The 23,046-nt window shown below is 50.1% G+C and carries 16 protein-coding genes and 1 pseudogene; 14 read left to right on the top strand and 3 right to left on the bottom strand.

All coding sequences use genetic code 11. The features are described from left to right. Positions 1-91: 91 nt before the first annotated feature. Positions 92-3,574, bottom strand: coding sequence for a DNA polymerase III subunit alpha (gene dnaE / locus P304_RS0110180; protein ID WP_027390457.1), 3,483 nt, complete (start codon positions 3,572-3,574; stop codon positions 92-94). 194 nt (positions 3,575-3,768) lie between these two features. Between dnaE and murA the strand changes: the two genes are divergently transcribed. From murA to surE, 10 genes are all read left to right on the top strand, one after another. Further along, positions 3,769-5,025 carry a UDP-N-acetylglucosamine 1-carboxyvinyltransferase gene (murA, locus tag P304_RS0110175; RefSeq protein ID WP_027390456.1) on the top strand — a complete coding sequence of 419 codons (1,257 nt, stop codon included), beginning with the start codon at positions 3,769-3,771 and terminating at the stop codon, positions 5,023-5,025. Then, on the top strand, positions 5,025-5,678 hold the full coding sequence (gene hisG, locus P304_RS0110170) for an ATP phosphoribosyltransferase (protein WP_027390455.1): 654 nt from the start codon (positions 5,025-5,027) through the stop codon (positions 5,676-5,678). The genes murA and hisG overlap by 1 nt, the downstream gene beginning before the upstream one ends. Before the next feature lie 74 nt (positions 5,679-5,752). Next, positions 5,753-7,543, top strand: coding sequence for a chloride channel protein (locus tag P304_RS0110165; protein WP_051321597.1), 1,791 nt, complete (start codon positions 5,753-5,755; stop codon positions 7,541-7,543). A gap of 41 nt (positions 7,544-7,584) precedes the next feature. Continuing rightward, complete coding sequence (gene dnaA, locus P304_RS0110160; RefSeq protein WP_027390453.1) at positions 7,585-8,979, top strand: chromosomal replication initiator protein DnaA; 1,395 nt, start codon at positions 7,585-7,587, stop codon at positions 8,977-8,979. A gap of 3 nt (positions 8,980-8,982) precedes the next feature. After that, positions 8,983-10,164, top strand: a complete 1,182-nt coding sequence (locus P304_RS15110) for an aminotransferase class I/II-fold pyridoxal phosphate-dependent enzyme (RefSeq protein ID WP_051321595.1) — start codon at positions 8,983-8,985, stop codon at positions 10,162-10,164. After that, positions 10,161-10,898 carry a hypothetical protein gene (locus tag P304_RS0110150; protein WP_027390452.1) on the top strand — a complete coding sequence of 246 codons (738 nt, stop codon included), beginning with the start codon at positions 10,161-10,163 and terminating at the stop codon, positions 10,896-10,898. The genes P304_RS15110 and P304_RS0110150 overlap by 4 nt, the downstream gene beginning before the upstream one ends. A 51-nt stretch (positions 10,899-10,949) precedes the next feature. Beyond that, the gene (gene glmS, locus P304_RS0110145; protein WP_027390451.1) at positions 10,950-12,764 is read left to right on the top strand and encodes a glutamine--fructose-6-phosphate transaminase (isomerizing); all 1,815 of its coding nucleotides are present in this window, start codon (positions 10,950-10,952) and stop codon (positions 12,762-12,764) included. Positions 12,765-12,861: 97 nt separating this feature from the next. Beyond that, positions 12,862-14,229: an AAA family ATPase gene (locus P304_RS0110140; protein ID WP_027390450.1), complete on the top strand. Its 1,368-nt coding sequence runs from the start codon at positions 12,862-12,864 to the stop codon at positions 14,227-14,229. After that, the gene (locus P304_RS0110135; protein WP_027390449.1) at positions 14,213-14,869 is read left to right on the top strand and encodes an HNH endonuclease family protein; all 657 of its coding nucleotides are present in this window, start codon (positions 14,213-14,215) and stop codon (positions 14,867-14,869) included. The genes P304_RS0110140 and P304_RS0110135 overlap by 17 nt, the downstream gene beginning before the upstream one ends. A gap of 101 nt (positions 14,870-14,970) precedes the next feature. Next, entirely contained in the window at positions 14,971-15,720 is a 750-nt protein-coding gene (gene surE / locus P304_RS0110130; RefSeq protein ID WP_027390448.1) for a 5'/3'-nucleotidase SurE, read from the top strand. Positions 15,721-15,748: 28 nt separating this feature from the next. Here surE and P304_RS15105 read toward each other — a convergent pair whose 3' ends face one another. Together P304_RS15105 and secA are read right to left on the bottom strand one after the other, a co-directional pair. Then, positions 15,749-16,057 carry an ArsR/SmtB family transcription factor gene (locus P304_RS15105; RefSeq protein ID WP_034765167.1) on the bottom strand — a complete coding sequence of 103 codons (309 nt, stop codon included), beginning with the start codon at positions 16,055-16,057 and terminating at the stop codon, positions 15,749-15,751. A 33-nt stretch (positions 16,058-16,090) separates the two neighbouring features. Beyond that, positions 16,091-18,610, bottom strand: coding sequence for a preprotein translocase subunit SecA (gene secA / locus P304_RS0110120; RefSeq protein WP_027390447.1), 2,520 nt, complete (start codon positions 18,608-18,610; stop codon positions 16,091-16,093). Between the two features lie 90 nt (positions 18,611-18,700). Here secA and P304_RS0110115 point away from each other — a divergent pair, with 90 nt between their 5' ends. From P304_RS0110115 to P304_RS0110100, 4 genes and pseudogenes are all read left to right on the top strand, one after another. Beyond that, on the top strand, positions 18,701-20,269 hold the full coding sequence (locus P304_RS0110115) for a tetratricopeptide repeat protein (RefSeq protein ID WP_027390446.1): 1,569 nt from the start codon (positions 18,701-18,703) through the stop codon (positions 20,267-20,269). Continuing rightward, a pseudogene (gene trmFO / locus P304_RS17635) lies at positions 20,266-21,572 on the top strand (methylenetetrahydrofolate--tRNA-(uracil(54)-C(5))-methyltransferase (FADH(2)-oxidizing) TrmFO). Before P304_RS0110115 ends, trmFO begins: the two are co-directional and overlap by 4 nt. A 12-nt stretch (positions 21,573-21,584) precedes the next feature. Continuing rightward, positions 21,585-22,496 (top strand): CofH family radical SAM protein, encoded by a 912-nt coding sequence (locus tag P304_RS15095; RefSeq protein ID WP_051321594.1) that lies wholly within the window; start codon positions 21,585-21,587, stop codon positions 22,494-22,496. Beyond that, the gene (locus P304_RS0110100; RefSeq protein WP_027390445.1) at positions 22,469-22,981 is read left to right on the top strand and encodes a response regulator; all 513 of its coding nucleotides are present in this window, start codon (positions 22,469-22,471) and stop codon (positions 22,979-22,981) included. The genes P304_RS15095 and P304_RS0110100 overlap by 28 nt, the downstream gene beginning before the upstream one ends. The last annotated feature ends 65 nt before the right edge of the window (positions 22,982-23,046 follow it).

Genomic DNA, 23,046 nt, shown 5'->3' with positions numbered 1-23,046 from the left:
TTGTTGTAAACTTCAATGAAATAAAAACCCCCAGTGGCCTAAAGCCGCTGGGGGTTTTTCGTTTTGTGAAAGTGGAATACTGTGTAGTCATCTATGCCGTAAAAGCAATGGCATCGCTACCAAGCATCTCTTCAAGCCGAATCAGCAAATCCGTATTGGGTGTAATAGCAAGGTTGGTTTGAAAAATTGCTTCCCACTCTGGTTCATGGTGAAGCCGGACAATAACAGGCTTTTCCCCACGGTATTGCTCAACAGCCTGTTTAAGTTGTGTGAATAACTCTGTGGAAAACCGTTCTGTGTCTATCGAAAGTTCTACACGTTTGGTAAATGCTTTCTGGGCGTCACTTAGCGTGTAAACCTTTTCAATTGCAATGTTTTTACCGTTATCTCGTGCGTTTACCTTACCTTCGAAAATCAGTATATTATCGACATGTAGATGTTCATAAATATGTTCATAAGTTTTTGGAAAAACAATCGCTTCACACTTACCGCTAACATCTTCTACGATAAGCACTGCCATCTTTTTCCCTGTTTTCGTCATTTTGATTTGCACCGAACTGAGCAGCCCACCCAAACGAACCTTCTGTTCCGCTTCCATTTCATCAAGTGCGGCAATAGATGTGGTAAAGCATTGCAGGTGCTTTTCGTAGCGTTGCAACGGGTGGCCGGTGATATAAAATCCGAGTGTTTCTTTTTCCGCGGTTAAGCGCTGTGAAGCGTCCCAATCGGGAACATCGGCGTATTCTTCGCCACTCTCATCCCAACTGTGTGTTTCCTCTTCAACGGCAAAGAGTGATAACTGGCCTGATTCACGCTCTTTCTGAACGGCTTGCCCACGTGAGAAAGCTGATTCTACGGCCTCAAATGCTTGGCGGCGATTGGCATGCAGTGCATCAAACGCACCACACTTAATCAGGTTTTCCACAACCCGCTTATTCACGTTGCGCAAATCAATACGATCTGTGAAATGGTAGAGCGAGCGATACATGCCTGCCGTCTCGCGCTCGTGGATAATCTCTTCGACGGCTTTGCCGCCAACATTCTTAATCGCCGTCAACCCAAAGATAATTGTCTGACCATCATCATCAACGCTGAACGAACGACCCGACTTATTGACATCGGGTGGCTGTACGAGAATCCCCATCTCGCGGCATTCGTTAATGAAGTGTACAACTTTATCCGTATTATCCATTTCACTCGACATAAGTGCCGCCATAAATTCTGATGGATAATGGGCTTTTAGATAAGCGGTCTGATAGGCAATCAAAGCATAAGCTGCGGAGTGCGATTTATTAAAACCATATTCCGCAAAGAATGCCATCAAATCGAAAATATCCTCGGCTTTTTTTACATCAAAGCCTAACGCCTGCGCCCCCGGCGTACTCTTCCCATCACCATAAAGAAATATTTCCTTATGCTTGGCCATCTCTTCAGCCTTCTTTTTTCCCATTGCACGACGCAGTAAATCCGCTCCCCCCAGCGAGTACCCTGCCAGGGTGCGCGCAATCTGCATAACCTGTTCCTGATACACAATAACGCCGTACGTATCTTTCAGAATCGGTTCCAGTGCAGAGAGCGAATAGGTTGCTTCGGCTATTCCGTGCTTCCGGTTAACAAAGTCATCAATCATGCCCGAACCGAGTGGCCCTGGACGGTAGAGCGCGACCAACGCAATAATATCTTCAAAAGTCGAAGGCCGCAGTTTGACAATCAGATTCTTCATCCCGCCAGATTCAAGCTGGAACACACCGGTGGTTTTTCCGGCACAGAGTAAATCGTAGGCTTTCTGGTCATCCATCGGAATCGCAGCAATATCAAACTTCTGTGGTAACTTCTGTGTCTGAGCGATTAAGCGACAGGCATCATCAATAACAGTTAGGGTTTTCAATCCCAGAAAATCGAATTTTACCAACCCGATGCTTTCCGCCTGATCTTTGTCAAACTGACAAATTGCTTCGCCCTCAGGGCCACGGTAGAGTGGGGCGTAGGTGTGAATGGGCTCATCGGTAATGACGACTCCAGCCGCGTGCATCCCTGCCTGACGATACAGCCCTTCAAGCGCCAGCGCGTACTGCATCAAATTTTCGCCATGTGGCATCGCCGCCGCCGTCGAAGCAAGCTTTGGTTCCATATCAATCGCTTCACGAAGTGAGATGCCGAGTTTATCGGGAACCAGCTTGGACAGCTTATCGCCATCAGCATACGGCAGACCAAGCACGCGTGCCACATCGCGCAGCACCCCTTTGGCAAGCAAGGCGCCATACGTGATGATTTGGCAGACATTTTCGCGCCCATATTTTTCACGCACGTACTCAATGACTTCGCCGCGACGGTTCATACAAAAATCGATATCGATATCGGGCATGGAAACCCGCTCAGGATTCAGAAACCGCTCAAAAAGCAAATTGTATGGAATTGGATCGATGTCGGTGATTTTCAGCGCATAGGCGACCAAACTTCCCGCAGCTGATCCACGCCCTGGACCCACGGGAATATCGTTGCGTTTCGCCCACTGGATAAAGTCCGCTACTATGACGAAATAGCCGGGAAAACCCATCGAAATAATTACGTCAATTTCCAGCTCCAACCGCTCACGATACAACTCTTTATCGACTGTAATGTTCAGCGTTTCAAACTGCTCGAAACGCTCCGCCAGCCCTTCGCGCGACATATGACGGATGAACGAGTTGAGGTCGTGTCCTTCAGGAACGGGATATTTCGGCAGATACACCTGACCGAACTCTAACGTTACATTACACCGCTCCGCAATTTTGACGGTATTGGCTAATGCTTCTGGGTATGCGGCAAAATCGCGGTGCATTTCGGCCGGACTTTTCACGTAAAGCTGGTCGGAATCAAAGCGGAAGCGTTTTTGGTCATCAAAAGCACTCTGCGTCTGAATGCACAGCAGAATATCATGCGCTTTGGCATCTTCACGGCGCAAGTAGTGGCAATCATTGGTCGCAACCAGCGGAATACCCAGTTCGTCAGCCAACGCGATCACCTGCAGGTTGACATCGCGCTGCGCTTCCATCCCGTTTTCCTGAATTTCGAGGAAAAAATTCCCTTGCCCGAAAATCGAATTATATTCGAGCGCCGACTGACGCGCCACATCGCGCTTACCCGCCAACAATAAGTTTGGCACTTCGCCACCAAGACAGGCCGAAAGGGCGATAATCCCTTCGGAGTGCTGGCGAAGTAACTCTTTGTCTACGCGCGGCTTATAGTAGAAACCTTTCATATAGGCTTCAGAAACCATATAAATCAGGTTCCGGTATCCCACCTCATTTTCGGCTAACAGAACAAGGTGAAAGGCTCCTTCGTACACCCCTTCGGCGTTGCGCTTTTCCAGCATACCGCCAGGGGCAACGTACACTTCGCAGCCAAGAATGGGCTTAATCCCCCCCTTGGTGCATTGCTTATAAAAATCCAACACACCAAACATGCAGCCATGGTCAGTAATGGCAATTGATTTCATCCCCTCGTCCTGACACTTTTTGACGAGTTCCTTAATTTTTATCGCACCATCAAGTAACGAGTATTGTGTATGTAAGTGCAAGTGAACAAAGTCCATGAAAGGTGCTCCTTCCGCAAGGTCTGCTCATACTACCACAGATACATAGTCGCGGCTACCGCGCCGTATAACGCCTTGATGAAACGCAGAAAATTGCCGTTAAAATCGTGTCGCAAGTGTTTTTTTTGCAGTATTCGTGTATTATCGGCACGATAAAAATACGCTCTATAAGCTGTTCATACGCGAGGAAAATGATGGATAAATTACTGATTACTGGCGGTCAGGTTTTACGGGGAGATGTTTTTGTCAGCGGAGCAAAAAATGCGGCACTTCCCTTGTTAGCAGCAACGTTGCTTGCCGAGGGAGAGACATGCCTTTTGAATGTGCCGAATTTACGCGATATTGATACCATGCGTCGCTTGTTACTTTCTTTGGGTGCTGAAAGCCACTACGTAAGCAACGAAAAACGTTTTTGCGTGCAAACTTCCCCCACCAGCCCATGTCTGGCTCATTATGATTTAGTGCGGACAATGCGGGCGAGTATTGTGCTGCTTGGCCCCTTACTGGCGCGCTACGGCAAGGCAAAAGTCAGTCTGCCTGGCGGCTGTGCCATTGGAGCACGTCCAGTAAATCTTCACCTGAGCGCACTCGAAAAAATGGGCGCAAAAATCGACCTTGCGGATGGATATATTCTGGCCGAATGCGATCGGTTGCAGGGGGCGGAAATCTGGTTTGACACGGTCACAGTTACGGGCACCGAAAATATCATGATGGCTGCCACACTGGCTCAGGGAAAAACGATTCTGCGCAACGCTGCGCGCGAACCAGAAGTGCGCGATCTAGCGAACTGCCTGATTCAGATGGGAGCACGCATTGAGGGGGCAGGAACAGACACCATCACGATTGAAGGCGTCGAGGCCCTGCAAGGGACAACGTATTCGATTATGCCGGATCGGATTGAAGCGGGAACCTTAATTGTAGCGGCCGCGATTACCGGCGGCGATGTGCACGTCATTGGCGATATTGCCCCACTGCTTGACTCGGTGATTATCAAGCTGCGCGACTGCGGGGTCAAAATTGAAAGCACACCGCAAGGTGTACGCGTAATCGGCAATGGCATCATCAGCCGAGACGTTACAACCAGCCCCTACCCCGGCTTTCCGACCGATATGCAAGCCCAATACATGGCGCTCATGTGCCGCGCCAAAGGGGTAAGTAGTATTGAAGAAACCATCTTCGAAAATCGCTTTATGCACGTTGCCGAGCTACGCCGCATGGGTGCTCAAATTGAGATCCAGGGACCACGCGCCGTGGTGCGCGGAGCGGCGCAACTCAAGGGAGCACCGGTGATGGCCACCGACTTACGTGCCAGCGCCTCATTGGTCTTAGCTGCGCTCGCCGCCGAGGGGACAACCGAAGTGCAACGAATTTATCACCTTGATCGTGGATATGAACAGCTAGAAACAAAACTTGCCGCGCTTGGCGCGCAGATAGAAAGGGTATCGTCATAATGGCAAAGCCACTGATGATCGCACTCCCAAAGGGGAGAATTCAGGAAGAGTCCATGGCTCTGCTCGAAAAAATCGGCTGGGGTTGTCCCGAGATGTTTTCCGGATCGCGCAAACTCATTTTTACGCGCGACGATTTACAGGTAAGTTTTATGACGGTTCGTGCGACGGACGTTCCAACCTATGTCCATCACGGCGCGGCTGATATCGGCATTTGCGGGAAAGATACACTGGAAGAAACGCGCTACGACCTATGTGAACCACTCGACCTTGGGTTTGGTGTCTGCGATGTTGTTGTCGCCGAACCAGCCGGTTTTTCCGAGCGAGTGCCGGGATACAATGGGACGGTTGTCGCCACGAAATTCGTGAATATTGCCGAACGATTCTTTGCCGCTAAAGGGGTTGATGTTGAACTGATTAAGCTGTACGGTTCCATTGAACTTGCACCGCTGGTTGGCCTTTCAGGGCGTATTGTCGATATTGTCGAAACGGGTGAGACCCTTCGGCAAAACGGGTTAATCATCAAAGAAAAAATCTTTACGTCATCATGCCGCGTGGTGGTCAATCGCACCAGCATGAAGACCAAGTTTGACCGCATACAGCAGCTTATCGAGCAATTGCGTGCCATGATTGTGAGCAACGCGCCCACAGGGTAACACACGCACCATTGCACGGCTGCCCTGAATCAACGTCCGATGCTATGTACCCGTTTCAACAGAGAAAGAGTGTTATGCCTAGCCGTTTTAAACGTAAGTACATTAAAGGACTTGCCACCGCGCACGTCCGTTTTTTGCAGTTGATATCGCTGCTGCGGATCAACGACAACACCTTTCTTATCATTATGGCTGCCATTATCGGGGTAGCCAGTGCGCTGTTTAACGCCCTTTTTCGGATATCGATTAGCGCCATGGAAAAGCTATTTTTTGAAGATGCTTTTCACTACCTTGGCGTATCGTATGATTTTCCGGGTCGACTGCTGCTCATCATCATTCCCATTGCTGGGGCGCTCATCATTTTACCCTTGCTCCTGAAATATCCCAAAGAGTCGAGCGGTTATGGCATGCCAAGCTTGCTAGAAAACGTTATTTTCAAAAACGCCATAATTCACCCTCGCGTTATTTTTCTGCGTACAATAACCACCGCGGTTACGCTTGGCAGTGGGGGAAGTGCTGGGCGCGAAGGGCCGATTGTCGCGATAGGTGCCGCAATTGGTTCGATGCTGGGTCAGTTTCTCAAGATGAGTGGGGCACGCATGAAAGTGCTCGTGGCCTGTGGTGCCGCCGGTGGCATTTCAGCGGCTTTTGATGCGCCCATTGCGGGATCAATGTTTGCGCTGGAAATCATGCTGATGGGCGACCTCGCGATTTTCAGTTTCAGCCCGATTGTTATTTCAGCAGCGGTTGCAGCCGTGGTGTCGCGCGCTATTTTTGAAAAAGACATTGAAATAGTTACGCCCGCATTTGAAATGGCCAGCGCGCAGGAATACTTCCTTTACGCCATTCTGGGCTTATTGGTTGGCGTTGTGGCGATGATTTTCATCCGTGTTTATTATAATATTTACGACCGTTTTCAGGCATCACCATGGCCAGTGTGGCGCAAAGTAATGTTTGGTGCATTTCTGGTTGGTGTGATGGGGGTTGCGTTTCCGCAGGTGATGGGAGTCGGATATCGCTGGATGAACGATGCACTCCTTGGTGAAATCTCGATTTACCTGCTCTTAGCGCTCGTTTTCGTGAAAATGGTTGCGACGGGCGTCACGCTGGGAAGTGGACTCTCTGGCGGCGTATTTGGCCCTTCACTGTTTATCGGACTGATGCTGGGATCGGCCTTTGGCATCGGGTGTAATATGATTTTTCCCTTTGAAATTCACGCCCCATCCTACGCGATGGTTGGCATGGGAGCAATGGTTGCCGCCGCCAGCCACGCACCGCTGACGGCTATTTTCCTGCTCTTTGAAATCACAGGGGACTTTAACATCGTGCTCCCCACTATGTTTGCGTGTATGATTGGCACCTCGCTAGTGAAAATGATGGGGCAAGAATCGATCGATACCATCCCAATGATCAGGCGTGGTTATCGTTTAGCCGGTGGCAAAGACCTCACGATTATGCAACGGCTGAAAGTGGCCAATGTTGAAACGAAAAACTGCGACGCTATTGCCGAATCTATGTCATTTAAGCAAATTCAAATGCTGATTGCCCATAGTTCACAAATGGATTTTCCTGTGCTCGACACGGATGGAAAGCTAGTTGGCATCCTCTCCTTTCAAGATATCCGCAAGGTAATGTTTGAAGAGGGGCTTGACGATATTCTGGTCGCAAAAGATCTGGCGACCACCGATGTTGTCACCGTATCAATTGATGATAACTTGCAGGATGCTCTGGAAAAATTTGGCATCCGCGACTTTGACCATCTGCCAGTGGTGGATAAAGACGGAAAACTCGACGGAATGATATCGCGCCGCGACATTATGCAAGCCTATAATCGGGAAGTGCAAAAGCTGGCGCTTCGTCAAGGATAATGCGTACGCCGATTCACTATAATAAAACACAAGAGGTACTTATGTCGTCAAACGATCTTTGGATAAATGTTCTGGGAATGCTGTCTGCCAAAATATCGGAACAGAATTTTTATACTTGGATCAAAACCATTGAATTTTTAGGCTGGGATGGTGAATACCTACAATTGGCGGTGCCATCAAAGTTCATGAAAGACATCGTTGAAGAACGCTATCTGGCGCAAATCCAGGAAACCGTCGAACAACTTGAAAGTGCGCCGTGCCGTGTCCGCCTCGTTATCGACAAAGATGCCGCCACCAGAAACGAAGCGCAGTCTGACCATGACGCCAGCACTCCGGAAGGCGAAACTCGAGATACTCTCCCCCTGAAACCACGCAATTCATTGCCGCCGTCCGCAATTAAAGAAGTGCCAGTGGCGAACGACTCGCTGTCGCCACAGTATAATTTCGATGCTTTTGTCGTCGGCTCTTCGAACCAATTCGCCCACGCCGCCGCGCTGGCCGTCGCGCAGGTGCCGGGAATCACGTATAACCCACTCTTTTTATACGGCGGGGTTGGACTCGGAAAAACGCACCTGATTCAGGCGATCGGCAACATGATTTCGAAAACGAAGCAGAACGCCCGTGTTGTTTACAACGACAGTGAAAAATTCACCAACGAACTGATTAACGCTCTGAAAAACGGGAAGATAGAAGACTTTCGCCAGCGTTATCGGCACGTCGACGTGCTGATTATCGACGACATTCAATTTATTGCGGGCAAAGAGCGGACACAGGAAGAGTTTTTTCACACCTTCAACACGCTCCACCGTGAAAAGAAACAGATCGTTATTTCCAGCGATAAATTCCCCCGTGAAATTACGAACCTCGAAGAACGGCTCCGCTCGCGTTTTGAATGGGGACTGATTGCCGACATTCAACCGCCTGACTTAGAAACCAAGCTCGCAATTTTACGCAAAAAAGCCGAATCGGAAGGGGTGAACCTCCCGAACGACGCCGCGCTCTATATTGCAAAAGCGATCAAAAATAACATTCGCGAACTTGAAGGGTGCCTGATTCGCGTCAGTGCCTATTCGAAACTGACAGGCGTTGACCTGAGCCTTGATTTAATCAAGCTTATGCTGAAGGATATTGTGCGTGACATTGATAAAATCATTAGTTGCGACGAAATTCAACGGGAAGTCGGGAATTTTTTCCACGTGAAAGTCAACGACATGAAATCAAAAAGCCGCTCCAGCGAATACATAACCGCGCGCCACACAGCGATGTACCTCTGTCGTAAACTTACGAATATGTCACTACCGCAGATTGGCCGCGAATTCGGCGGACGCGATCACTCAACGGTTGTGCATGCCATTAAAACCATCGACAAACGGATTATCAGCGATGAAACCTTCTCGAATGACTTGCAAGCCATCGAAGCGCGAATCCTCAGTTAGCCCATGCAGCATATCTTAGCGCAACGTCTTGAGACGCTTCGCAATGCGGGGCTGTTTCGCCAACTGCGGACAATTCGCCACTACACCGGTTCACACGCCGAAGTCGATGGCGAACCGCTGGTGCTTTTCAGTTCGAACGACTACCTCGGCTATGCCACTCACCCAACGTTACTCGCCGCAGCGCGGGCGGCCTCATGTTCGGCCACTTCAGCGACTGCCAGCCCGTTAGTCAATGGGTTTTGGGAAGAACACCACCTGCTTGTCCGTGAGTTATGCAACTGGAAAGGGGTGGAAGATGCCATGCTCTTCCCCGCAGGATACCAAGGAAATGTGGCGCTGATGAGTGCGTTGCTCCATTCCCCGCACGATCAAGTTTTTTCGGATGCCCTTAACCACGCCAGTATTATTGATGGCTGCCGTTTGGGACGCGGCACCGTTCACGTCTACCGACACAATGATATCGAGCACCTTGAATCGCTCCTCGTCGCGCATGTGGGCAATGGGCTGCGGACGATTGTCACCGATGCGGTCTACAGCATGGATGGCGATGTTGCCCCACTGGTAGCGCTGCTGGAGTTAGCCAAACGCCATAACGCGTTACTCGTTGTCGACGAAGCGCACTCTACCGGTGTGCTGGGCGCGCGCGGGCAGGGGGTAACAGAAATTTTCGGTTCCCATCCCGACCACCTCCTGACCTTTGGTACGTTTGGCAAAGCACTCGGCTCGATGGGAGCCTACGCGACCGGAACCCAACTCCAGATTGACTACTTGCGCAACATGGCGCGGGGTTATATCTTTAGTACCGCCTTTCCACCCGGCATTGCCCATGTCAATCGCACTGCGGTGCAAATGCTTGCTAAAGGCGAGCAAGTTGACGCACTCAAGCACAACATCCGCGCATTAGCTGAAGGACTGACGCGCGCTGGCTGGGATTTTTCGCAGCAGAAAACGGCCATTTTTCCAATAGTCGTCGGCGAAGCAGAAACCGCCGTTGATCTTTCGCTCGGATTGCGCCAGGCAGGTTTTTTTGTCCCTGCTATCCGCTATCCGACCGTGGCACGCGGCACAGCGCGACTGCGCATTGCCCTTAATGCCAACCATACGCCAGAAGCTATTGAAAGGCTGATTGTTAGCCTTATTCGTGAATACAACAACACAGGACTTCCTAAAAAAGGTGACGTATGACCCGCCAACTCTTTCGTGCATTTGCTTTTGGATTGATCGCTTTAAGCCTTATTGGATGTGCGCCAAAGCTGAAAACAACACAACTTACCTTTCGCGACCCCGGAGTAAATACGCACGCGTACCATCTGGGGCAACAACTCGTCGTTTCCGCGCAAGTTGTCGACTCTATCGAGCTGGAAAAAGTTTTTGGTACGACAATCACAAACGCCGGGATGAGTGCCGTTAAGCTGGTGGCGCACAATCGTTCGAACACCCCTTTCGTCATCTCCAATCGAAGCATGTACGCCGTCACGGCACAAAGCGATATGGCAATTGCATTTACCCAAGCGCAAGTCATAAAAACATTGAATGATAAAGTTATCGGCAAAGAAGTGCTCAAATCAGGCGCCGCCAAAGCCGCCGGTGGCGCACTGTTAGGAGCGGTTGTAGGAACCGCCGTCGGTGGCGTTGTCGGCGATAGCTCGCGCGCTGCGGGACGCGGTGCGGCCGTTGGTGCCTTAGGCGGCGCCCTGGCAGGCGGTGCGTACGGCGCGATGGAGGGATATCAAGATGTTCCGGCGCATGTTCGTACCGAAGTCAACCGCGTTCAATGGCTTGAAAGCGTCCCCCCGAATAGTTATACCGTTGGGCTGGTCTTCTTTGACCAAAACCAGTACGACAAAATTCAGTTTGTCGTCGAAACGGCTGACAAACGGGAAAAAGTTGGCGAAGCGACCATTCACCTGTTGCCATAAATAGCGGCAGCACAATAAAAAGGCGAGATACTCTACTCAGGAGGAATTTGTATGTGTGGAATCGTTGGATATACCGGCAAACGGGCAGCGATGCCTATTATTCTGGAAGGGCTGAAAAAACTTGAATATCGCGGATACGACTCTGCCGGCATCTCGACACTGCACCACAACGAACTCACCCATGTGAAAGCCCTTGGCAAGCTGATTGCCCTTGAAGAGCAACTGGCGCAGGAACCACTGGCTGGATCGATTGGCATTGGCCACACCCGCTGGGCCACGCACGGCAAGCCATCAGTTCCCAACGCGCACCCGCACGTTGTTGGCACCACTGCCATCGTGCATAACGGGATTATTGAAAATTACAAATCGCTCCGGACAGAGCTGGAAGCGCACGGCAGTCAGTTCCTCTCCGAAACCGACACCGAAACGGTCGCCCACCTGCTGCACGTACACCGCCGTGAAACGCTGCTGGAAACGCTTTTTGCGATTCTCCCCATGATTCGCGGCGCGTATTCCATCGCCGCCATCGATACTCGCGACCCACACACGCTGGTATGCGTCAAACAAGAATCACCACTGGTGATTGGTCTTGGCAAAAATGAAAATTTTGTCGCCAGCGATATTCCCGCCCTCCTCGCGCATACACGCGATTTTATTTTCTTGGAAGATGGCGACGTTGCCGCGATTACCCCAGAATCCGTGTCTATTTACCATCACGGACAACCCGTGGAGCGCCCCATCAAAACCGTTTCATGGAGCCCATCAGCCGCCGAAAAGGGTGGCTACAAACACTTTATGCTCAAAGAAATCCACGAACAGCCGCGGGCATTGCGCGATACGCTACGCGGGAAATTCGACGGCAAAACGCTCCAACTCAGCGACTTAGCCCTTACCCCGCAGGAAGTCGCCTCCATCCGCCGTATTCAACTCGTGGCCTGTGGCACCAGCTGGCACGCGGGACTGGTTGGCAAGTATTACCTTGAACAAATCGCCCGCATTCCGGTGGAAGTCGATATTGCCAGCGAATACCGCTATCGCACAAAAGTCGTTGACAGCAGTACGCTTGTGGTGCCGATTACGCAGAGTGGCGAGACGGCGGATACGCTGGCCGCGCTCAAGGACGCCAAACGCGAAGGCGCCAAAGTCATCACCGTGTGCAACGTGGTCGATAGCTCCATCGTGCGGGAATCGCACGGCGTGCTGTACACCAACGCTGGGCCAGAAATTGGCGTGGCATCTACCAAAGCCTTCACCACCCAACTCGCCGCCCTCTACCTGCTGGCGCTCTTTATAGCGCAGGAACAAAAGCGCCTTGACAGCGCCGCTATCGCCGAACACATTGCCCAGCTAGAAGCCCTGCCCGCGGTTATCGAAACCGTGCTGGAGCGTGAAGAAGAGTATAAAAACTTTGCCCATACCTTCCACGATTACCCGAATTTCCTTTTCCTTGGCCGCTCGTTTAACTTCCCCATTGCGCTGGAAGGAGCCCTGAAACTGAAAGAAATTTCGTACATACATGCCGAAGGGTACGCCTCCGGCGAAATGAAGCATGGCCCAATTGCCCTGATAGACGCGCAAATGCCCGTGGTCGTCGTGGCAACCGCCAGCGCCGTGTACGATAAACTTGTTTCTAATGTCGAAGAGGTCGCCGCGCGTGACGGCATTGTGGTGGCGCTGGTCAACGATGCCGACACCAGCTGGGGCAAAAAAGCCCACACCGTGTTCCGCGTTCCCGAAGTGCCGGAAATGCTCAGCCCGATTGTTAACGCCGTGCCGATGCAGTTTATTGCCTATTACGTGGCCGATTTCAAAGGGTGCGACGTGGATCAACCGCGTAACCTCGCAAAGAGTGTAACTGTGGAGTGAGTGGTGAACATCGCAATCAATGGTGAGCAGTTCTGCCTTCGTGCATGTGCTAGCAAACTCTATTTCGGTTGCCATAACGCAAAGTGAGAGTTGTGCCATGGAAATTATATCTTTTCGCCTCACCAATTTAGGTCGGTTCGAGCAGCTTAAAGCTCACCTTGCATCAAGGGGCAAGGGGAGCGTAACCGTGTTTATCGGCAATAATGGAGCGGGAAAAACAACGGTTTTGACTTCACTTGCAACTATTTTAAGCTGGTTTGTTGCGCGTTTGCGTAGTGAGAAAGGAAGTGGCAGCCATATTCCTGAAGAAGTTATACTCAATGGCCAAGCTTCAGCTATGATTGATATCGAAGTGTTTGATGAACAAGGTCAGTCCGGGAATCCTGATGCCGATGAAAGCGAACACCTCTACTGCTGGACGCTGGCGAAAACGGCCAAGGGCAAAAAAGCCAGCCTTACCTCCTCCTTGCAGGAGGCTACTCATCTGGCGGAATACTACCGCAATGGATTAACCGCTCGTAAAGACCAGAGTCTTCCTCTCATTGCTTTCTACCCTGTTGAGCGGGTGGTATTGGATATCCCACTAAAAATTAAAAGCAAGCACAGTTTTTTGCAATTAGATGGCTATGATAACTCGCTTAACCAAGGCGTAGACTTTCGGCGCTTCTTCGAGTGGTTTCGTGAGCGAGAGGATTTTGAAAACGAATCAGGTCTACCTCAAGACATTCTTGACAATCTACTGTCTTCGGTGAGCATAGAGAGTGATATTTGGCATAAGTTGCAGTATTTTATGGCCTCTTCGCGTGATCGTCAGCTCACAGCGGTCAGAACTGCTATCGCCAATTTTATGCCGGGCTTTAGTAACTTGCGTGTTCGTCGTAAACCGCGCTTGCACATGTCTATCGATAAGGATGGCCAAACACTCAATGTGTCACAGCTATCACAAGGCGAAAAATCTCTTATGGCGTTGGTGGGCGATATCGCGAGGCGTTTAGCCATGATGAATCCAGGACTTGAAAATCCATTACATGGAGACGGAATTGTTTTGGTAGACGAAGTCGATATGCATCTGCATCCATCATGGCAGCGCAGTGTCATTAGAAGATTGACGGATACGTTCCCCAATTGCCAATTCATCCTGACGACACATTCGCCGTTGGTGATTAGTGACGGTAAAGACGTGATGGTGTATTCGTTAGAAAATGGCGAGTTGGTAACGGTTTCTTCGCAGTACGGTCAGGATGCGAATACGGTATTGCTTGATGTAATGGATACGCATATCAGAAACGAAACGGTGGCAAAAAAACTCGGCGATTTACTGGATCTTATCCAGAATGGAAAACTCGAAGAGGCAAAAAATAAATTAAACGCATTGAAAGATGAGTTGCCTTCAAATAATCTGGAACTGGTGAAAGCCCAAATTCTTTTGCGCAAGCAGGAAATTAAAAATGCGCAAAATCAATAAGGGTGAACCTCCCATAAGCTTTCGTGATTGGGTAAGGAAAAAGCCCAAAAGTAAAGATGAAAACCAATGGTTTCAGGAACTTTATATTCAGAAACATTGGGATATAGTAAATGCTTTGAGTCTTCACAATACAAAAGAACAATTTTATATCTGTGCTTATTGCTGCGACCGCATAGAGGGAACAAAGGCTGACACCAAAAATGAGCATGTTGAGGCAAGGGCGATTGCGCCACATAGAAGCTTAGATCATACGAACATCGTCGCAAGCTGCAATAATAAAGGACGATGCGATAATGCCCACGCCGGGCAGCCCTTGCCACTTACCCCTCTCATGGAAGAGTGTGAAAATGAGTTAAAATTCAAAATCAGTGGGCGTGTTGAAGGGCTAACACCCAGAGCGATAGAAGCAATTCGAGTTTTGAATCTTGGTGATATAGAGCAAAACAACAAAGCATTGGTTGAAAAGCGCAAACGACTTTCTTCGGATTTATTGTGGATAAACGGCGTCAACCCTGAAGAAGGATTGGAAGACGATGAACTATTGCGGTCAGTGATTACTGATTTGCTTACTCCAAAAGATAGCAAGCTAGTTCCCTTTGCTCCTGTCGTGGTGAATATTATCAGGAATTGGATAAAATAAGAGCGTAAAAGATCAAGGAGAATGGGCAGACTATTCATATGAGAGGCTACAGGCAAACGTCTGCTGGCGGCCTGTAACGACTTTACATAATAGGAGCTTTCATGCGCATACTGATTTCTAACGACGATGGCATTTACAGTTCCGGCCTCAAGGCGTTGGTTGATATTTTTTCGCCGCACAATGAGGTTTTTGTGGTTGCGCCGGATACGGAGCGTAGCGCCATCGGCCATGCCATTACGATTTCAACGCCACTCTGGGCGGAGGAGGTCGAATTTCCCGGGACAGTTATGGCCTACAAAACGTCTGGCACACCCGCTGACTGTGTCAAGCTGGCGTTGCGCGGCCTTCAGATTAAGCCGGATTTAGTGCTCAGCGGAATCAACAAGGGTGCAAACTGTGGTTGCAATGTTATTTATTCGGGGACGGTTTCGGCGGCAACGGAAGGGTTTTTCGATGGCATTCGCGCCTTTGCCATCAGCGTTGATGACTACTCTAAGCCAAATTACGGGGCGTGTTATGCCCATTTGCGCCCGTTGATTGAGCGGCTTTTGCCGCATGCGGATTCAACAACGTCGCTCTTCAATATCAATTTGCCATCGTGCAATGGTGATGAAATTCTGGGGACAAAAATCACGCGACAGGCTGTATCGCACTACAGCGACTTTTATGAAAAACGTCACTGTCCGCGAAACCGAGAATACTGGTGGCTATCAGGCAACGATTTACAATATGAAAAATCCCCTGACACTGATTGGCAAGCCGTGCGTCAAGGGTATATTAGTGTTACTCCGCTCCAGTTTAATTTAACAAACATGGAAGATTTTTATCGATTACATAACGTGATTTTGTAGGTGGAAGCGCAACAGAGTGGTCACACCCCTAGCGGCGTGGGCCACCTTCTTCTTCCAGAAACACCCGCGCACAAGTAAAGAAGTTCAGGATACAGCGGTTTTTGACGGAGTAATATATTTTCTGTCCCTCTTTTTCATATTCGATCACGCCAACGGAACTGAGCACGGAAAGGTGCTTTGAGACGGTTGACTGATCGCACCCAACAAGTGCCACCAGTTCCTGCACACAGAGACGCTCGCGCGATATGACTTCAAGAATCAACAAGCGAGTCGGATGCGCAAGGGCTTTCGCAACCCAGGCGATGTGCTCGTAATCTTTAGCGGGAACAATACTCATGGGCTTTTTACTCCTTTATCTCATCAAACGCTACTAATTGGCACCACAGCAAAGTTTGTATTTTATACCACTTCCACAAGAGCATGGCTGATTGGGATCCATTGCCCCTTTGCGTTTTGAGTCTTTCCCTTTTTGTCGCTCTTCCTGGCGGCGTTGCTGGCGCGTAGCGGATGGGTTCGTCTCATTTGGAACTTCCGTATCATAACGGAATTCAACGCGGAACATGTAGCGGACAACTTCTTCTTTAATGCGATGCATCATTTTGTCAAATAACTCAAAGGCTTCGCGCTTGTATTCAGTTAACGGGTTTTTCTGTCCATAACTACGCAGCCCGATCCCTTCTTTCATGCGATCCATTGAAAGGAGGTGATCTTTCCACGTTGTGTCAATGATGTGTAGGAGCAGGTGACGCTTGAGTTCCGCAAAACGCTCCACTCCGGCTTCGTCCTCTTTGCTTTTCAGCGAGTCAATCACCTGCTGACGAAGTCGTTCACGCACTTCAATGGTTTTTTCGTTATCCGCAAACACGCCAAAATCAGGTGTCAGATTAAAGAAATAAGTGAATGATTCGCTCACAGCTTTGCGGTCAATGTCGGCAAAAAATGCCCCGTCTGGGATATGCGTCTGGTAGATGTCATTCAGGATTTGGTCAATCCGCTCTTCTACCATTCCGTCGACATGGTGACCCGAGAGGATGTCACGACGATAGGCGTAGATAATCAAGCGTTGCTGATTCATGACATCGTCATATTCCAAAAGATGTTTCCGCATTTCAAAGTGGTAGTTTTCCACTTTTTTCTGTGAATTTTCGATAGCTTTGGAAACAAGGTTGTGTTCAATTGGTTCGCCGCGCTCCATGCCGAACTTGTCCATAATGGTTTTAATGCGGTCACCACCAAAGATGCGCATCAGGTCGTCTTCTAACGAAAGGAAAAAGCGCGAGCTGCCGGGATCGCCCTGGCGACCAGCACGGCCACGCAGCTGGTTATCAATCCGGCGCGATTCGTGACGCTCCGTACCAATGATATGCAAGCCGCCAAGCTCTTTTACCCCTTCGCCAAGCTTAATATCGGTACCACGACCGGCCATGTTCGTGGCAATGGTGATCATCCCTTTTTGCCCAGCATTCAGGATAATTTCCGCTTCACGGGCATGGTTTTTGGCGTTCAGCACGTTGTGTGGAATTTTGGCTTTTTTGAGTAAGTTTGAGAGGTACTCGCTGGTTTCAACTGCTACGGTGCCGACTAACACCGGCTGGCCTGATTCGTAGTGTTCTTTAATTTCCGCCACCACGGCTTCAAATTTTTCTTCTTTCGTCTTAAATACTTTATCCGAAGCATCCTTCCGAATCATGGGCACGTTGGTTGGAATAACGGTAACATCAAGGTCGTAAATCTTTTTGAATTCTGCGGCTTCGGTATCGGCCGTGCCAGTCATCCCGGCGATTTTTTCGTACAGGCGGAAAAAATTCTGATAGGTGATGGTAGCAAGTGTCTGGTTTTCGCGTTCGATTTTCACTTTTTCTTTGGCTTCAATAGCTTGGTGCAGACCGTCTGAATAGCGACGCCCTTCCAGCACTCGGCCAGTAAATTCGTCGACGATGACGACTTTGCCCTGTTCATCTACCATGTAATCAACATCGCGCTGATAGTTCCAGTGGGCGCGCAGTGATTGCCCTACGTGGTGCAAGATAGCCACGTTCCCCATATCGTAGAGGTTGTCGATTTTCATCAGGGATTCAACGTTTTTGACACCGTCTTCGGTCAGCACGGAGTTGCGGGCTTTTTCGTCGACGGTAAAATCAACCTCTTTGGTGAGCTTGCGGACAACCTGATCGACAACATAGTATAATTCGGTCGAATCATCGGTCGGGCCACTGATAATAAGTGGTGTACGCGCTTCGTCAATCAAGATAGAGTCAACTTCATCGACAATGGCAAAATGCAGTGGACGTTGCACGTAGTCCTGGATATCAAATTTCATATTGTCACGCAGATAGTCAAAACCAAGCTCATTATTTGTGCCGTAGGTGATATCGCAAGCATAGGCCGCCTTGCGCTCGGCATCGCTCAAGCCATGGACAATAATGCCAACGCTCATCCCCAAAAAGCGGTAAATCTGCCCCATCCACTCCGCGTCACGCTTGGCCAGATAATCGTTGACAGTTACCAGATGCGCCCCTTTACCACTCAGGGCGTTCAAGTAAATAGCCAGCGTCGCAACCAGTGTTTTCCCTTCACCAGTTTTCATTTCCGATATCCGCCCCATGTGGAGTACCATACCGCCAATGATCTGCACATCGTAGTGGCGCATATCAAGAACGCGGCGCGATGCTTCGCGGACAACCGCAAAGGCTTCAGGGAGGAGCGCATCGAGCGATTCGCCATTTTGATAGCGGGAACGGAATTCAACGGTTTTGGCTGCCAGTTCGGCATCTGAAAGAGTCAGGAGTGCTGGTTCAAATGCCGCAACTTGAGCAACAATGGGTTGAATTCGTTTTATTTCACGGTCATTTTTAGTTCCCAAAATCTTCTTGGCGATATATTTTAGCATTCGTGTAAAACCTCTGGTGATGGACAGTTTCTCCCGAGGCGGTTATTGTGGTGCACAAAACCAAACATCGGGCTTATGGAGTTATAACAAATGGATACTCACCTATCAAATAAAATAACTGACGCAACTGTTTTAGCGACAAAGAATACTTTACCTCAAGGCTCTTCGTATTTTGCCCTTGGCGAAGCAGCGTACGCGCAAAAATCGTATGATGTGGCGTTAGAGTATTTTTCGCAGGAAACGCGCGTCAATCCTTCCTGGATACGTTCATGGATGGGGATGGGGACGATACTCTTGGCGCAAGGGCGCTTTGACGAATGTCGTCGCCATATGATCCGGGCACTCCGTGCCATCCCCAATTCCCCCATTTTGCATATGTTCCTTGGGGATTGTTACCTGAATCTTGATGAATTTGAATTAGCGATCAACGAATACCAAACAGCAATTACACTTTTGGCACGATATGGCACAAGTATCGAACAAGTTGCGATCAACCACGACGCTATCCAGGCTCAAATTCATAAGGCCATTGGCAACTGTCTGATGATGATAGAAGAGGATACCCGTGCCATCGAGCACTACTTGCAAGCGATTGCGCATGGCGAAACCAGCCTTGATCTCAAGCAAAAACTGGCATTGATTTATATCGAAACCAGCCACTATCAAGAAGCAGAAGACTTGCTGCAGCAAGCGCTCGAACAAACTCCAGATGCCGTGCACACACACCAACTCATGGGGTATCTGGCAGGGTGCCAACGGATGCAAGGCGGTTTAGACGAAGCAATGGCGCAAATTCAACGCTACGAACAACAAGTTGATATCGCAGAAAATCTGATTTTTAGACTCTCACGGCGCACCGCGCAAATGGCGCGCGAATTTAATCTTGTGCAAAGTGACGATGTAACAAGCGCAGGAAAGATCGTAAAAAATTCGCAAAAAGAATTTCAAAAAGCGCTGCGCAGCATCGGCTCGCAGACACAAACGCCAGACGAAATGGATAATCTGGCTGACGATTTAATGCAACGCCTGTTACCGCACTTCAAAACCCATTCGCAAGTCCTTCAGGAAATCGAAGGGAGCGCACGCGATATTGTGGGTATCTATTGGGATCGGCTGGCAAGCGAAAGCCGTGAACTCCTTTTGCAAGCACTGTACCTTGAAAGCAAATATGAAAAAGCCAACTTTTCGACTGGCTTAACCGGAATTCAATACTGCTTTGTCCTCGAAAAAGAATTGAAAGCACACCTATTTTACCCGTTTAAAGAACAGTATGGTGATGTCGATACGAAGTACGAAAAATTCAAAATCATGGCAAATTTCATGACCGGAAAAATCAACCTTTCGCTCGGACAGATGGCCAACGTGCTCGAAGCATTGAAAGAAAGCAATCCACATGAACTCATGGGATCAATGGAAGCCTTCCGAAAATTCATTATACAGCGATTTAAATCGGGACTTGCCCTTATTAATAGCGACTTTCCCGAAAAGGTGAATGAACTGGCGATTAACTACCGCAACTGTTGGGCGCATGGCGAAAACCTTCGCCCTGAAGCCTCCGCCGAATGCCGCCTGATTGTTCTCGGCGGCAATGGCACGATGGGCTTATTGGCAACCTTTCTTGAAGAACTGCGCGAAAGCGACGCTGGAGCATCACTTTGAAAAGCTATGCCGTTACGGTAGTCGGCGCAGGGCTGGCAGGGAGCGAAGCCGCACTCACACTCGCGCACGCCGGTTGCTCCGTCACCCTGTACGAAATGCGCCCCAGCGTCCAGACCGAAGCGCACACAACAGATAAGTTCTGCGAACTGCTCTGCTCGAATTCGTTGCGTGGAACAGGCATGGAATGCGCGCCCGGCATTTTGAAATGGGAGCTGGAACAGGGTCGATCTCACATTTTTGCCGCCGCACTGCGCCATCAAGTTCCGGCTGGCGGCGCCTTAGCCGTCGATCGTGTCGCGCTGGCGGACGACATTACCGCGCAGATAGAGGCACACCCCAATATCACCGTCAAACGCGAAGAAGTTCGCACCCTTGCCGCACTTCCCAACGCTCCAACCATTCTCGCTCCGGGGCCGCTGGCATCACCCGCTCTCGCCGCTGAGCTGGAAACACTTTTTGGCAAACACCTCTACTTTTATGACGCCATCGCCCCCATCGTNCGACCGTCGATATGACGAAAGCATTTTTCGCTGCACGCTACGGAAAAGGGGACGCTGATTATCTGAATTGCCCCATGAATCAGGAAGAATACCGCCATTTCCATCAGGCATTAGTGACGGGAGAGCGCGTCAAGCCGCGCGACTTTGAGAAGGAAATCCACTTCGAAGGGTGCATGCCCGTCGAAGAAATGGCCGACCGTGGCGTCGATACCTTGCGCTATGGGCCACTCAAGCCCGTTGGCTTAGATCATCCCATCACCGGCGAAGCCTATTACGCCGTCGTGCAATTGCGCAAAGAGACCGCCACGGGAAACATGTATAACCTCGTTGGCTTTCAGACGAAACTGACCTATGCCGAGCAGCAGCGCGTCTTCCGCCTGATTCCAGGGCTGGAACAGGTTGAGTTTTTCCGCTTGGGGAGCATGCACCGCAATACGTATATCAATGCACCGATGTATTTGACGAGTGACTTTCGCGTGCGGCAGCAGCCAAACCTGTGGCTGGCCGGTCAAATCAGCGGCGTGGAAGGGTATATCGAATCGATCGCCAGCGGACTCGTAGCGGCGTGGTCGGTACTTTCAGCCGTACACGACCAGTCGTTTACTCCACCACCACCATCAACTGCGATAGGCGCCCTTTGTCAGCACATTGTGACGCCGAGTAAAAACTTTCAGCCGATGAATATCAATTTCGGCCTTTTCGAAACGCTCCCGCGCCACCGCAAGCTTGATCGCAAAAATCTGTACGGCAAACGTGCGCAGGAAGAGTTTCCGGCGTGGCTTGCAAAACAGCCACTGCGATAACAAGGAGATTTCATGCAGAAAATATATGACAAAATTGACGCGGGCGAACGAATTACGCCGGAAGAAGGGATTGCTCTGCTAGAGCAGGGTGATTTGCTCACACTGGGCGCACTGGCACACCAGCGGCGACTGGCTGCCGCATCGCCCGAACACGTCACCTACGTCATCGACCGCAACATCAATTACACCAATATCTGCGAGTGTAAATGCTCATTCTGCGCATTTTACACCGATCTTGATGCACCAAATGCTTACTGGCTGGATCGCGAAACGTTTCGCCAGAAAATTCGCGAAACCATCGCCGCGGGCGGCAATCAGATTCTCCTCCAAGGCGGACTGCATCCCGACAAGGGGATTGAAGCCTATGAAGCAATGCTGCGGGGGATGAAAGAAGATTTTCCGGCGCTGCATATTCACGGCTTTGGCGCGCCCGAGGTGGATCATATCGCTAAAGTGAGTCAACTTTCGCTCGAAGCAACACTGCTGCGACTGAAAGCGGCTGGATTGGGAACCATTCCCGGCGGAGGGGCAGAGGTTTTAGTCAACCACTTCCGCAGCGCGATTTCACCGAATAAAATCAGTGCGGATCGTTGGATTGCCGTCATGGAAGCGGCGCACCACGCCGGCATTCGCACCACCGCCACGATGATGTTCGGCGCTGGCGAAAGCAACGCCGACCTGATCGAACATTTTGAACGCTTACGTCTTTCCCAGCAGGCGACCGGAGGTTATACCGCCTTTATTCCATGGCCATTTCAGCCCGACAATACCGAGTTTTCGCGCCAGCGGGGCGGAGCCTTTATCAAAAAAACCTCACACGAATATTTGCGCCTTTTAGCCGTCAGCCGTATCTATCTCGACAACTTCAAAAACATTCAGGCCAGTTGGGTCACGCTATGGAAGAAGATATCTCGCGATTTTTAGCCGCTGGCATGACTGCTCATCTGGCCAAACCCGTTCGCAAGGTCGATCTGCTGCATACGTTGGGGGCGCTTTTTGGGCCAGATACGCCGCATCAAGCACCGCAACCCGCTTGCTCACGTCCAGCGGCAGGCGATTTTGCCTCACAGTCGGTCTTTAACTGGAAGTGGATCAGTGATAATTTTGAGGGAGACTACGAACTGTGGCACTCCATGCTGGAGCGATTTTTTCAGGAAACCTATCCCGCATTAGTGCAAGCACTTCAGCAAGCGATAGCAGACGGTAATCAAGAAGAAGTTGCGCTCCAGCTACACCGCCTCAAAGGGTTGGTAGGGCTGTTTCAGGCGCCACAAGCCTTTGAAAAAGTGCGTGCACTAGAGCAGAAAGCGCGGCGGGGGGAATCCATGACGCTGCGCGAGCTTGAAGCTATACAGCAGGAGCTTGCTTATACACGGGAAGTCGCCCGTCGTTGGCCGGAACTTATCTGATCAACGTTACCGCACGCTCAGCGTCAATTCGACATCATCCAGTTTTTTCGCATCGACCCCGTTGT

It is taken from the genome of Chrysiogenes arsenatis DSM 11915 (assembly GCF_000469585.1).
Classification (GTDB): domain Bacteria; phylum Chrysiogenota; class Chrysiogenetes; order Chrysiogenales; family Chrysiogenaceae; genus Chrysiogenes; species Chrysiogenes arsenatis.
Note: the sequence above shows the minus strand (reverse complement) of the source record. Positions and strands in the feature narration are given on the sequence as shown.

Bases quoted from the DNA above. Each gene is read 5' to 3' on its own strand.
- P304_RS0110165 (WP_051321597.1), top strand. From the start codon at position 5,753: ATGCCTAGCCGTTTTAAACGTAAGTACATTAAAGGACTTGCCACCGCG.
- murA (WP_027390456.1), top strand. From the start codon at position 3,769: ATGGATAAATTACTGATTACTGGCGGTCAGGTTTTACGGGGAGATGTT.
- secA (WP_027390447.1), bottom strand. From the start codon at position 18,610: ATGCTAAAATATATCGCCAAGAAGATTTTGGGAACTAAAAATGACCGT.
- P304_RS0110100 (WP_027390445.1), top strand. From the start codon at position 22,469: ATGGAAGAAGATATCTCGCGATTTTTAGCCGCTGGCATGACTGCTCAT.
- dnaA (WP_027390453.1), top strand. From the start codon at position 7,585: ATGTCGTCAAACGATCTTTGGATAAATGTTCTGGGAATGCTGTCTGCC.
- P304_RS15110 (WP_051321595.1), top strand. From the start codon at position 8,983: ATGCAGCATATCTTAGCGCAACGTCTTGAGACGCTTCGCAATGCGGGG.
- P304_RS0110140 (WP_027390450.1), top strand. From the start codon at position 12,862: ATGGAAATTATATCTTTTCGCCTCACCAATTTAGGTCGGTTCGAGCAG.
- glmS (WP_027390451.1), top strand. From the start codon at position 10,950: ATGTGTGGAATCGTTGGATATACCGGCAAACGGGCAGCGATGCCTATT.
- P304_RS15105 (WP_034765167.1), bottom strand. From the start codon at position 16,057: ATGAGTATTGTTCCCGCTAAAGATTACGAGCACATCGCCTGGGTTGCG.
- P304_RS0110135 (WP_027390449.1), top strand. From the start codon at position 14,213: ATGCGCAAAATCAATAAGGGTGAACCTCCCATAAGCTTTCGTGATTGG.
- P304_RS15095 (WP_051321594.1), top strand. From the start codon at position 21,585: ATGCAGAAAATATATGACAAAATTGACGCGGGCGAACGAATTACGCCG.
- dnaE (WP_027390457.1), bottom strand. From the start codon at position 3,574: ATGGACTTTGTTCACTTGCACTTACATACACAATACTCGTTACTTGAT.
- surE (WP_027390448.1), top strand. From the start codon at position 14,971: ATGCGCATACTGATTTCTAACGACGATGGCATTTACAGTTCCGGCCTC.
- P304_RS0110150 (WP_027390452.1), top strand. From the start codon at position 10,161: ATGACCCGCCAACTCTTTCGTGCATTTGCTTTTGGATTGATCGCTTTA.
- hisG (WP_027390455.1), top strand. From the start codon at position 5,025: ATGGCAAAGCCACTGATGATCGCACTCCCAAAGGGGAGAATTCAGGAA.
- P304_RS0110115 (WP_027390446.1), top strand. From the start codon at position 18,701: ATGGATACTCACCTATCAAATAAAATAACTGACGCAACTGTTTTAGCG.